This window comes from Streptomyces sp. NBC_00385 (genome assembly GCF_035917155.1).
Lineage (GTDB): Bacteria > Actinomycetota > Actinomycetes > Streptomycetales > Streptomycetaceae > Streptomyces > Streptomyces poriferorum.
Window position 1 is genome coordinate 3,107,090 of sequence record NZ_CP107951.1, and the last position, 12,944, is coordinate 3,120,033.

Below are 12,944 nucleotides of genomic sequence, written 5' to 3' on the forward strand. Positions count from 1 at the left end.
AACCCGAGGTCAGGCGCCGTTCCCCCATACGGCAGTTCCACGCACCCTGACGATGTATCCGTCGTCCTGCACAACGACCACCCAGCCGGTGACCGGCGAGACGACAAACACGTCGGCGTACATGAAGTAGTCCCGGACGCAGTCGTGGAACGTCTTGACGAAATCGGTGAGCCGGGAGGCATCGACGAAGAAGGGGCCCTGATCCTCGTCGAAGCTCGTGCTGTTGACCACGATGAGGGGACCTTCGAGGTCACCGCAGTACGTCAGGAAGTCGTCCTCGACGACATCTGGATCCCGCCCTTCGAGATCAAAAGGTTTCCACCCCTCCAGCGGAATGCCGGGGATTCTGTCCGGATGATAAGCAGTAGACCCGGGAAGCACTTCGCTCAACACCGATTCAGCGAATTCCCAGTTGACATGCTTCTTCACTGCGGTCATCGAGTCTCCCGTCCCCTGATGAACACCTTGAACACGACATTCCACTTATTGCCCTTGGATACACCACGGGAATTGTCTTCCAGCTCCGAAAGTTTGACGTGGGGCCCTTCCGGCGGATTGCGGTGCCCTTCGAGATTGAACTCGATGTCACGATGCGTACCATCAGGAAGAGTGCCGCGCCAGAAATCCGGCTTCCTGTTCGCGAAATTGTCGAGACTTCCACCGGCGAAATGATCGGCGATCCCCAGGAGATCATCCTCGCTCTCCACAGTATGACGCGCCACTTCCTCTCCGGCCGAGTTTGTGACCATCCGCGTTTGAACAGAAATGTCACATCCCCTCAGGACATCAGGGGAACCGTCGTTGTGTACGAGTACCGGCGCAGCACCTGCGAGTACATAGTAGGTGTGAAGGTCGCTCACAGTGAGGTTGTGAACCGTCGCCGCAGGTTCCGTCCAACGCTCGACCGAGTCGACACCTACCTGCCGGCCTGCGCTCGTGCGGAGCCGTTCGCCCGGCTTGAGGTCGTTCGCATCGATCCACGCACGCAGTTCGGGCACCCAGAACGGATGACCATCGGTTGCGGTGACCGCAGCAGTGCGATTGCCCTTGCCACCGTCGACGTCGATGGTGACCTTGACGAGGTGCTTGAGGCCCTGCCCCTTGATCTCTGCCGTGACCTCGCGGATCTCGCTCTTCCCGGTTTCGGGATCTGTCGCGAGGACCTTGTCACCGATCTTGACTCTTTCGATCGGTTTCGAGGTTCCGTCGGCCATCAGAACTCTCGTGCCCGGAACGAAACTGTTGCAGCTACTGAACCTCTTCGCGAGCTTCGACTTGCTGAGCCAGTTCTTGACCCCGCCGATCAGCTTCTCGCCGAGCTTCCAGAGCCGCTTGCCCAGTTCGGCGGCCTTCTTCCACTTCCAGGGGAGGCCGTATTTCTTGGCGATCTTGCCGACGATGCCGCCGACGGCGCTGGAGATGATGTTGACGGCGGTCGCGCCGCAGGCGCCCAGGGCTCCGGTGGTGAAGCAGTCGAGGGCGTCGGTGATGCCGAGTTCGTCGGCGGCGATCTTGGCGAGTTCCTTGGCGGCGGCGATGGCGCGCTGTTTGGCGATGTCGGCGGCCGTCTGGGCCTTGCGGGCGTTGTAGGAAGCGGTGGTCTCCTTGGGGGCCTGGACGCCGTAGTAGGTGTAGTACTGCTTGGTGGGCTTGACGGTCCAGCCGCCGTTGCCGGTCGGCTTGCAGGTGACGCCGACCATGATGCAGTCGTCGGGCTTCAGGCCGTCCGGGTCGGAGAAGGTGACCGGGTTGTTGAGGCTGTAGGCGTAGCCGTTGATCTGCTGCGGGTCGGTGTAGTCGATGATCGGGTCGGCGGAGATGAACCGGCCCGTGGAGCTGTCGTACTCGCGTGCTCCGAGGGTGGTGAGGCCGGAGACCTCCTGGACGGTGCCGCCGACGAAGCCCTTGTCATCGACCCAGTCCGCCGGGGAGCCCTCGCGGGCCGCTCCGAAGGGGTCCATGCGGCGGCGCTGGGTGGCGCCGGTGATGGCGTCGACGGTGAGCTGGGCGGTGCCGTGGTGGTCGGAGGCGAGGAAGGTGACGCCGGTGTTGTCCCGGACGGCCACGGTCTGGCCGGCGAGGGAGTAGTAGCGGGCGGCGGTGACCGCGCCGGTGGACTTCTTCAGGTGCAGTTCCATGCCGGGGAGGTAGAACGTGGTCTCCTCGGCCGTCTTGCTGAGCAGCCGGCTGCCGGCCCCGTCGTAGACGTAGTCGGTGGTGGCTCCGTCCGCGTTGGTGACCTTGGTCAGTTCGCCCTGCTTGTCCCAGGTGAACTTCTGGGTGTCGCCGTTGAGGACGCGCTGCTCGGTGTTGCCGGTGTTGTCGTAGGAGTAGGTGTTGGACAGCTTGACCGCGGGGGTGGTCGAGGTGGCCGTGGTGTCCACGGTCTCGGTGGTCAGCTGGTGCGGGCCCTCGCCGTTCTCGCCGTAGGTGTACGCCTTCGTCGACGTCGCCCCGCCGTTCAGGCCGTGGTCGGTCGCCGAGGTCCGGTTGCCGAGGGTGTCGAATCCGTACGTCGACCAGTACGGGGCCGCCCCGCCGACCGTCGTCCCGGACGGCGCGGAGGCGCACGCGGCGTCGTTCGTGCCGGTGCCGACCGCCTTGTCGGAGGTGGCCTTCGACGTCCAGGCGTCCGTCATCTGCCGCAGGCCGTCGTAACGGAAGCACTGCACGTCCGCGGTGCCGCCGGTGGGCGTGTCCGCGATGGAGCGGACGTTGCCGCCGTCGTCGTAGGTGTAGCGGGCGTCGTACGCCACCGAAGTGGCGTCCTCCACGTCGACCCGGGCGTTGACGAGGCGGGAGGTGCCCTGCTCGTAGGAGTAGGACAGCCAGGTCTTCTTGGCCCCGGTGTCGCCCGTGGTCAGTTCCAGCTGCTCGACCTTGTTGGTCGGCGAGTACGCCACCTCGGAGACGTAGCTCATCCCGCCGAGCGAGGTGTCCAGCGCGACGGGGCGCTGGAGGTCGTCGTACTGGTAGGAGAGGGTCTCGGCGGAGAGGCCGCCCGCGGCCGGGGTGTTCTGCGTCCGGACCGTGCCGTCCTTGTTGTACTCGGTGCCGAACACGTACGTGCCGCCGAGTTCGGGCTCGGCCGTCTTCGACAGGAAGTACTTGGTGGTGGTCGGTTCCAGGTCGTCGTCCAGCGCCGGGTAGGTCACCGACGAGAGGACGGCCCCGTTCCGGTAGGTGTACGAGCCGTACAGCTCGCCCTTGGCCACCGTGTCGTACACGGCCTCGGTCAGCTTCGTCCCGGTGCCCGCGGCCCCCTGCCACGTCTCCTTGACGCGGCCGATCCTGTCGTAGACCGAGGTGGTGGTGTTGGTGAGGGAGTCCGTCGTCGAGACCAGCCGGTCCAGGTCGTCGTACGCGAAGGTCGAGGATCCGGTGTCGGGATCGGTCGCCGTGTGCTTGCGGCCCCGCTGGTCGTACGTGTACGACCAGACGTTGTTCTTGTTGTCGGTGACCTTCGACAGCTGGCCGGCCGGGGTGTAGGCGTACCGGGTCGCGACGTAGTCGTTCGCGGTGCCCGGCAGGACCGGCTGGTCGCCCTTGTACTGGCGCAGCTCGACCGTGCGGTCGCGGGCGTCCGAGATCGTGGTCGTGGGGGTCTGGCCGTTCGGCGGGTCGACGGTGACCCGGTCACCACCGTAGGTGTAGGTCGTGCGGTTCTTCTCGATGCCGGCGACCTTGAGGACGGACGCCGTGGTGCGGCCCGCTCCGTCGAACTCGGACACCGTCTGCGCGTCGATGTCCTCGTTCCTCGGGACGAACAGCGTGGACGACGGGGCGCCGGTGGCGTAGTAGGTGTCGTTGGTCTTCACCACGCGGCCGGAGCCGTCGTAGTAGGTGTCGGCCAGCAGGCGTCCGCCGCCCTGTCCCTCGGTCTGGACCTGGCGGGGCCGGAGCAGACCGTCGTACAGGGTGTACTCGTGCCCGTAGGAGGCGCCGTCCTTCTCGATCTTCTGCGTGTGCAGATAGCTCGGACCGTTGGTCCGGATGCCGTACTCGTACCTGACGGACGGGGTGTGGTCGGCCTTGGCCCGGTCGGGCATCCAGACCGAGACGACCCGGCCGAGGGCGTCGTACGCGAGGTCGGTGCGCTTGCCGTTCATGTCGGTCTGGGACGAGAGCGTGCCCCACTCGGGCGCGTACTCGGTGACCGTGGTCCAGCCGAGGGCGTTCGTCTCGGTCTTGGACGCGGCGAGGCCGTAGGCGTTCTCCTTGTAGGACGTCGTCGTCGCCGTCTTCGCCGCGTCCGTGACGACCAGCGGCCGGCCATAGGCGTCGAAGGTGGAGGTGGACACGTCCTGGTACGTGGCGGTCGTCCCGTTGTGCGAGGCGAGCCGTTTGACGAGCGTGGGCTCGCCCTTGCTGGGCGCCGCGCCGAGCGTCGTCGATCCGTCGTAGTAGGTCAGCTCGTCCGAGATGACGTCCTTGGAGCGGTCCGGGTCGGTGGTCGCGCAGTCGACGGAGAGGGTCTCGACCCGTGAGACGTAGCTGTAGAGGTGCTTGGACGCGTTGTCGGCGTACTCGGTCCGGGTGCACTGGTTGTCGGCCACGTCCAGCTCGCCGTAGTCCGCGACCTGGGTCGGGCGGCCCTTGGCGTCGTAGGAGGTGGTCGAGGCAGTCTGCCGCCAGGTTCCGCTGCCGAGCGCCTCGTACGTGTCGGACCGGCCCGCCCGCACGAACCGGGCGTACGAGGTGCCCCAGTCCTTCACGCGGGTCGCGGTGACCTTGGTCCAGGGCGTGTTGACGGACTTGGAGACGACCGTGTCGCCGTCGTACGTCGTCGTTTCGAGCTCGGTGCCGGACTTCCAGTCGGAGTCCGGGTACGAGGTGCCGTTGGTGGCGGTCAGGCTGACCGACCGGGTGCCGCCGTCGGGGTCGACGTCCCCGTCCAGACCGCGGAAGAACACGTGCTCGGTCTTGGTGTTGGAGGGGCTGTTACTGCCGTCGGACGTCTCGACCCGGACCTTGCCGTAACCCCGCCAGTCGCTCCAGGTGAGGTTGTCGGTCTTGGAGAGGCCGTCGGGCTTGCCCTTCCGCCAGCCGGCGTCACCGAGATAGGTGTACGTCGTCATCTGGTCGGGGCTCTCGGCGACCAGATCGGTCTCGATCACCGAGGTGACCACGTACTTGTTGAACCAGTCGGTGATCGGGTCGGTCACCCCGGGCGGGTTCCACTTGACCGGATAGCAGCGGACCGTCGACTTGCCGGGGGTCGGCAGGTTGGACGAGGTGCACTGCGGGGACGAGTAGTTGGCCGTCAGGACGCTGCCGGACTCGCTCTCCACCCCGCTCAGCCGGAAGCGGTTGAACGCCTGGATGTTGTCGTTCGGCACATCGACGCGGTTGGGGAGCTGGAGGCCGTACAGCCGGACCGAGGGGACGGATATGTCGGTCCCCACCAGACCGCTGTGGTCGATGGTCTTCAGCCAGAGGGACTTCGACCCGTCGCCGTTGTCCACGTAGGAGTGGTCGAGCTTCCAGCGGTCGACGTCCTCGTAGGTCGTCTCGCCGTTGCGGACCTGGGTGGTGATCGTGGTGAGCTTCTTGCGGGTCCAGAAGGTCGGCGAGTTCTGGCCGGGGCACTTGGAGCCGGCCTTGCAGTTGCGGTCCCACGGGACATCGGGCCAGTCCGCGGCCGTCTCGTCCTTCAGGGCCGCGGCGGAGCAGTCGGTGAGGTCGCCGACACAGCGCTCATCGGTGTCGAACACCACGCGCGCCGGGGCCTTCGTCGAGTACATCGTGCCCTCGCGCTGACCGTAGTCGATGCGCTTGAGGTACCCGCCGCGGATGTAGGCCTTGCCGTTCTCCGTGGTCTTGAGGCCCTGGGTGTAGTAGTTCGTCTCGGTGCCGTAGAAGTACGCCATGGTGTTCCCGTGCGGGTCCACCACGTAGTCGAGGTTCCAGCGCCAGGCCTGGTCGCAGAACGCGTCCGCGAGGGTGGCCTTGTAGCAGGGCTCGCCGGAGTCGTCGCCGTAGACCGGCACCGTCCAGGCCGAGTTGGTGGTCTCGTTGCCGGAGGCGAAGCCGGGGAGGCGGTTGCGGCCGAAGAAGTACTGGGTGCCGTCGGCGGTCGTGACCTTCCAGTACTCGCCGTCGTTGTCGTTGTTCGTGGCGCCGGTGAGCTTCTCCACCTTGGCGAAGTCGTCGGAGCCGACGTGCCACTCGCCCGTGGTGTCGTCCTTGATCAGCTCACCCGAGGTGCCGCCGGCCAGGGAGAGGGTCGCGTTGTCGAAGCCCCAGCACTGGTCGCCGTTGGTGTCGGCGTGGCCGTCGTCGGCGCAGGGCTTGTAGCGGCGCTCGATGAAGCCCGGTTCGTAGCCGAAGCCCTCGCCGATCCAGGATCCCTGGTTGTTCGTGGTGGCCGTCTGCCCGTCCACGGACTGGGAGTTGTAGGCGAGGGAGACCTCGGGGGCCATCCCGCCGGGGACCGGTGGCGCGCTGATCGGGTAGGACCAGTTGAAGACGCCGGAGGAGTTGGAGACGCTCCACTGCGAGGAGGGCTTGAGTGAGCTGGCGCCGAAGTCGCCCTGGTCGCCCGAGGCCTCGGCCGTGGCCGCCAGCACCGTCACCGGGGCGGCCGAGCCGGTGCCGGCCACCGCTGCCGGGGTGGCGCTCACCTTCGCGGTCAGCGTGGTGGTGCCGGTGTCGTTGGTGGTCGCCAGAGGCGTCGCCGTGGCGCACTCGGGGCGCTCGGGCGTGGTGAGCACGCACTCGGGATAGGTCACCAGACGGAGCCGGGAGCCGTAGCCGCCGCCGTACGCCTGGGCGAAGTCGCCGTAGTCGAGCGAGACCCGGACCGGTCCGCTCCCGGTCGAACCGTCGGTGCGGGCCACCGTCATCAGGGGGCCGTCGACGCCCGCCGCCACGGCCTTCTTGCGGTCCAGCACGGACAGGCGGACGGACCGGGGGCTGTTCGCTCCGGTCGCCGCGGCCTTCAGCGGCAGTCCGTGGGCCTGCGCACCCTTGGTGCCCTTCGCGCCGACGACGACGTCGTCGGAGGTCGCCGCGGGCCAGCGGGTGACCGCGGCCTTCGTGACCCGTGCGCGGGACGCCTGGTCGGCCTTCGGCTTGCGGACCGTCCCGTTCCGGCCGGTGACCGGATCGTCGAGGCTGGTCTGGGTGTCGGGCCTGGTCACGCCGTCCCGCGCGGAGGCCTCGGGGGCGTACTGGGGCAGCAGGCCGAGCGACAGGGCGATGGTTGCCGTCAGTACACCTACGCGTACCGAGCGTGGTGGCAAGCGGAAATAGCGTCTTCCGAGAGGCGATGCTCGCATGAGAACTCCGTCGGGAAAGGGAATCGGTGCGGTGAGAACGGGACGCGGCCGGGACCGGACTCCGTCGTCCGGTCCCGGCCGCTCTGTTCGAATCAGGTGATGGTCGCCTCGACGCTCTCGTCGTCCGCGAGACCGCTGACGAGGTTGACCAGGCTGGCGTCCAGCGCTCCCTGGAACACGCGCACTTCGTCGACCGCACCGGAGAGGAAGGATCCGGCCGTGGCCCCGTCGAGCGTGCGCCCCACCTGGACCGAGGCGGTGGTGAAGTCCCAGGTGTTGTCCCAGGGCACCCGGGCGCTCTCCACCCCGTTGATGTACAGCACCACGTCACCGAAGACCGCCGAGTAGACGAGGGCCAGATGGTCGCCCTTGAGTCCGGTGCTGGGCAGGAAGCCCGTGGCCTGGGCGGTGGTGGTGACCGGGGTGGCGGAATCCGCGTCGGTGGCCGTGATCGTCCATCGGCTGTCCGCCGCGGAGTAGCCCACGGCGAGCGCGCTGCCCCGGGTCCCGGAGAGCGACATCACCGTCTGGTCGGCGGGCGAGACGGAGGAGAGCCGGACGCGCGCGGTCACCGCGAAGCCGTCCTGCTTGGACAGCAGCCCCGCGCCACGCGACGCGTAGGCGTCCGTGCCGTTCAGCACCAGGTGGCCGTCGCCCCACATGGGGTCCTCGGGCGCGGTCTCCACACAGCCGGGGTCCTCCTCCGGACTGCAGCCCGGCGCGGGCACGTAGATGGACGCGCCTCCTCCGAGGGTGAGTCCGGTGCCGCCGCCCGCCTCGGGGGCCACGTTGTCCGGAGCCGTGTCGACGTCCCAGTACGCGAGCTGCTGGGCGACGATGCCGCCGAGGTCCGCGCTCTCGGTGCCGGTGACCACGCGGTCGTAGACCTGGACGTCCGCGATACCGCCCTTGAGGTGGCCGGTGTAGCCGTCCAGGGCCAGCCTGCGCCCGATCTGCAGGGTGCCGGCCGCGTTCCACGGAGTGGTCCGCTTCACGGTGGTGGTGACGGCCACGCCGTTCACGTACAGCCGCATGGCTCCCGTGACGGCGTCGTAGGTGCCGATGAGGTGCGTCCAGGTGCCCGGGACCACGCGGCCTCCGGTCACCTGCCAGTCGGCGACGGACTCCATGTCGTTGAACGGCATGCGGAACACCCAGCTGCGGGTGTCGCCGTCGTAGCCCAGGTCGAAGCCCGGCAGCCCGGTGCCGTCCTGGCTGATCACCGTCTGGTCCCGGTTCGGGACCTCGGGGAGATTGACCCAGGCGCTCACCGAGAACGCCGCGTCGGTGTCCACGAGGTGCTGCCCGGCGTCCAGGTAGGCGTTCTCCGTTCCGTCGAGCGCGGCGTAGGTGTCGGCCGCGCCCAGCGGGCCGGGCTTGGCGCCGAAGGCGACGCCCGAGCCGGGTGCGGCGGCGGGCGAGGAGCCGGTGCCGGCCGCCGTGGAGGAGCCCTTGACGTCGCCCAGGGTCCAGCCGCCCTTGGAGGCGCGGCCCTTGGACACGAGGAACTGGTAGCCCATGGCCGTCTTCTGCGCGTTGCCGGCCCCGTCGACCGCCTTGGCCTCGACGGACCACGGGCCTTCGCTCGTCGGCATGAACTTCACCGTCGCGGGGCCGCCGGACGTCGCCGTGCTCACGCTCGACCAGCCGCTGTCGCCCTTGAACCGGTACAGGTACTTCGCGACGTCCGTGGACGGCGAGTCGAAGGTGAAGCTCCCGTAGTCACCGACGCCCGGGTGCCAGACGTCGTCGTCCGGATACTGCGCGGAGGTGATCACCGGCGCCTTGGGCGCGGTGGCGTCGTAGATGAACTCGCATCGCTTGGGATCGCCCGACGTGCTCCACGGGCCCCACGCGGTTCCGTCCGAACCCCGTACCTCCCAGCCGATGACGACGTTGGACGGGATGGTGAATCCGGCGTCGGAGTCCGTGCTCAGATCGGAGCCGACCTTGTACTTGAACGACGCCGAGCCCGTCTGACCGGTACCGGTCGTCGCATGGCTCGCGGTCGTCGCGTAATGATTGACCTGGGTCGAGCCGTTCGTCCAGAACACGTGGAACTGGGCCTTGAGGCTCTCGGTCCTGCCCGCGATGTCGTTGTGGTCGTAGTCCTTGACGACCGCGTTGAGAACCGGGGCCTCGGACACGTAGTGGTCCTCGGCGTGCTGGTATTCGCACGTGCCGCCGGGCGACATGGTGAGATCGCGCGTGGCCGGGGCCAGCGGGGGACGGTTGTACGTCACTTCGAGCTGGGCGTTCCCGCAGAAGCGCTTCCAGTACGCGTAGTCCCCCTCGACGCCGGACCGCAGACTGAAGGTCGTGGTGTCCCAGCCCTTGTCGGCCGCCATCTGGACGGTGGTCTTGGCGTCGAAGCGCACGTTCTGGTTGGACGTGGTGCACGAACCGGCCGGGTTGGTCGGCTCCTTGGTGTCGACGTCCCCCTTCTTGGACGGCTGGTTGCTCCAGTTCGTGGACGAGCTGATCGCGCTCGCCCCGCTGGAGTTGACCCGGATGAGCTTCACGCTCTTGGCCGCGGAGCTGTACGTGTGCACCATCGTCACCGCGAACTCGGCCTTGATGATGTCCTTGCCCTCGAAGGACGCGGTCGGGATGGCGAAGAACTGCCGCTTGGTGTCGTTCGAGCTCGCGCACAGGTACGACACGTCGGCGGGACAGCGGCCCACGCCCTCGTGGTCCTTGAACTTCCAGAACTCCGCCGAGGGGTAGTACGAGGACACCATCGTCCAGCCGGTGCGGCTCGCCGTCTTGAACACCGGGTCGATGAAGACGGGGTACACCGTGTCGCTGCCCGTGAGCAGCGAGCGGTCCGGGGTCAGGGTCATAGCGTCCTGATCCACCTGGACGTCCACATCGGCGACCTGCGTGCCGTCGGGCGGGGTCTCGGCGAGGCCGTCACCGGACGACCGGGCGGACCTGGCCAGGGACTTCTCCGCTCCGGCCGTACCGGCCGTACCGCTTGCGCGGCTGTCCCACATCAGCGGGGCGGGCGCCTCGAAGACCGTTCCACCGGTCGCGTCGGTCGCGGTCAGTCCGCCGTCGGCGGACTCCTGGACGCCGAGTCCGGTGGTGCTGACGGGCAGCTCCAGCCGGGCCAGTTCCGGGTTGTCCGCCGCCTCGGCGTTCTTGACGACGATCAGGTGCGAGAAGCCCTCGGCGCTCGCGGTCACCTTCAGATCGACACCCGGCAGCACCTCGGCGTAGGTCGCCGTCGAACCGTCGACCTCGGGTTCCGGGAGCTTCCCGGGCCAGTCCAGCGACAGCGTGCGGCCGTCCTTGCGCATGGTGCCGAACGTGGTGCCACCGCCGCCGGAGAAGGACATCGCGGTCACGGCGGCCTTCGGCGCGTACGAACCGTCCGCCTGCTTCACGAGGGTGGTGTCGATGTCCGTCCACGCCCCGTTCTTCCGGGTGCGCACGGGCTGCACGGCCGTCGTGGTCGTGAAGGTGCCGTCGGGGTTGGCCTTCGTCGTACTGCGCTCGTCGCGCAGGTTCAGCACCTCGACGGGTGCGTCCTTCTCCGCCGCCGCCTGCTGCGCGGCCTCGACCCCGAGCGCCGTACCGCCGTCCACGGGCGCCGCGGCGGCCGTCGGGAGGCCGCCCGACAGCGGGGGGATGCCCAGCCCCGCGGCCAGAAGGGCGGTCAGGGTCACCGCGGTGAGCGCGCCGCGCCCTCGTCCGCGCGTTGCTGCCGTCTGTCTTCTCACGTGTGCCTTCAGCTCTCTCCCGCGCGCACCGTCATGACGCCGTCTGTGCTCCGTGCCGGTCATCCGACGGTTCCGAAGGCCGTGCCGATGTCCGAGAGGCCCCCGGCGCCGGGCTGGAACGTCTTGGTCCCGCCCTGGGTGGTCCCGTCGATATCGGTCCACGGGACCGTGTACAGCACGCCCTTGGAGGTCGCGGCCTCCTTGCTGTACGGGACCCCCACGTAGAGGAGCTTGGATCCCGAGCGCAGGGAGATCCCCGTGAAGTCGCGTGCGGTCGGCGTACCGGGCAGGAGCGCGGTACCGCGCGTGATGATCTTGTCCGCGCTCCCGGCGTCGGCGTCGAGCGGGTTGAAGATCTGGATGACCCCGGCGTCGGCCGCGCCGTCGACGTCCCGGCCGGGAACCCCGACGGCCAGCCTGACGGTGGACGTGGTGGTGACGACCTCGGTGTCGGTGTTGGTGAGGGCGACGTCCTGCCCGAAGAAGTCCCCGGCGCCCGGTTCGCCCTCCACGGTCGCCATTCCGGTGTCCAGCGCCTTCAGCTGGGTGTAATTGCCCGAGGGTTCGATGCGCAGGACGGCCACGCTGCCCGCGCCCGGAACCGTCCCGATCGATTCCCCGGGGGTGCCGATGGCGATCAGGGCGTCGGTGTTGTACGTCGCGCCCGCGGGGCGGTAGTTGGTCATCGACAGGGAGGCGCCGAGCCTGTCCCCGGGCTCGGCGACGCCGATCATTCCCTCGCCGTCGCCCGCCTGGTCGACCCCGGTGAGAGGAGTGGGCGCGCCGTTGGCCAGCGTCTGGCTGAAGATGGCCGCGGTCCCGGCGGCCACGGCGTCGGCTCCGATGGTCTCGCCGGGCACGCCCACGGTGAAGTACCGGTTGGTGCCCGCCAGGGCCGCCCCGAACTGGTCACCGGGCTCGGCGACGCCGGGCACGCCGGGGCTCTCCTGGGTGAGCATCAGCTTGGTGCTGCCCTGCATGTAGTTGATGGCTCCGGCGTTCGGCATGGTGACGCCGTCCACGGAGACGCCCTCGCCGGGAGCCCCGACGATGAGGTACGGCTGCCCCGAGGCGGCGGTGCCGGCTTGCACGGCGTAGCCGAGGTGGTCGCCCGCCTCGCCGGTCCCGCCCCCGAGGGAGGCCTGGCCGTAGAGGTTCGCCGCCGTGCCGGCACCGAGGCCGGCGGGCGAGCCGTAGATGATGTGGACGATGCCGGAGTCCTTGATGGCGGTGCCGTCCGCCCCGGTGTCCTCGCCCGGGGACCCGACCACGAGGTCCGTGCAGCCGTCGCCGTTGAAGTCGGCCCAGGAGATGGCGGCGCCGAAATGGTCGCCCCGCTCCGGGGTCACGCCTCCCATGTTCGGCGATGCCTGGGAGATCTCCGTGGGGGGCGTGCCACCCGCGTAGATCACCCGGATCAGGCCGGCTTCCGTGACCCCGTCCACCGTCGCCAGCGGATCCGTGACGACGTTGTCGATGCTGCCGTCACCGTTGTAGTCCGGGTGGACACCCGCGCAGGCCGCCGCTTCCGCGGGCCCGGCGGTCACCACGGTTGTTCCGGAAGCCACCATGAGCAATCCAGCCATGGCGGCAATTCCGGACATGCCGATTTTCAGTTTCACTACCCCACCCCTTGAGAGAAACCTGTGCGGCCCGCACCCCCCGATGCGTGATCACGTGGCTACGCACAGCCGAGCGAATGCAATAACGATCTCGCCCGGCCTGTCAATAAGGTGACCGATACATTCACTAAAGGGCTGGTTATTGTGATGTCGACAATGAAAGGCCGCATCTCGGCCTATGTACGGCGCACCGAAATGGCCCGCCTCTCCCATTTCCGGCGCCGCCGGGCCGGAGAAGAAATGGGGCGGTATTTCCGCACCCGTCCGGCGCCTCACATGCGAACGGGACCGGCGGTGATCCGCCGGTCCCGTTCAGC

Annotated in this window: 4 protein-coding genes; all 4 read right to left on the reverse strand. The window is 68.4% G+C overall.

Features of this window, described 5'->3' with window-relative positions:
* Positions 1 to 9: 9 nt before the first annotated feature.
* Positions 10 to 438, reverse strand: a complete 429-nt coding sequence (locus OG959_RS13585; RefSeq protein WP_326658442.1) for a hypothetical protein — start codon at positions 436 to 438, stop codon at positions 10 to 12.
* Positions 435 to 7,280 (reverse strand): polymorphic toxin-type HINT domain-containing protein, encoded by a 6,846-nt coding sequence (locus tag OG959_RS13590; RefSeq protein WP_442805567.1) that lies wholly within the window; start codon positions 7,278 to 7,280, stop codon positions 435 to 437. Before OG959_RS13590 ends, OG959_RS13585 begins: the two co-directional genes overlap by 4 nt.
* A gap of 92 nt (positions 7,281 to 7,372) precedes the next feature.
* Positions 7,373 to 10,951, reverse strand: a complete 3,579-nt coding sequence (locus tag OG959_RS13595) for a LamG domain-containing protein (protein WP_326658444.1) — start codon at positions 10,949 to 10,951, stop codon at positions 7,373 to 7,375.
* 113 nt (positions 10,952 to 11,064) lie between these two features.
* Positions 11,065 to 12,591, reverse strand: coding sequence for an FG-GAP repeat protein (locus OG959_RS13600; RefSeq protein ID WP_326658445.1), 1,527 nt, complete (start codon positions 12,589 to 12,591; stop codon positions 11,065 to 11,067).
* Positions 12,592 to 12,944 lie beyond the last annotated feature (353 nt).

Bases quoted from the DNA above. Each gene is read 5' to 3' on its own strand.
- OG959_RS13585 (WP_326658442.1), bottom strand. From the start codon at position 438: ATGACCGCAGTGAAGAAGCATGTCAACTGGGAATTCGCTGAATCGGTG.
- OG959_RS13590 (WP_442805567.1), bottom strand. From the start codon at position 7,280: ATGCGAGCATCGCCTCTCGGAAGACGCTATTTCCGCTTGCCACCACGC.
- OG959_RS13600 (WP_326658445.1), bottom strand. From the start codon at position 12,591: ATGGCTGGATTGCTCATGGTGGCTTCCGGAACAACCGTGGTGACCGCC.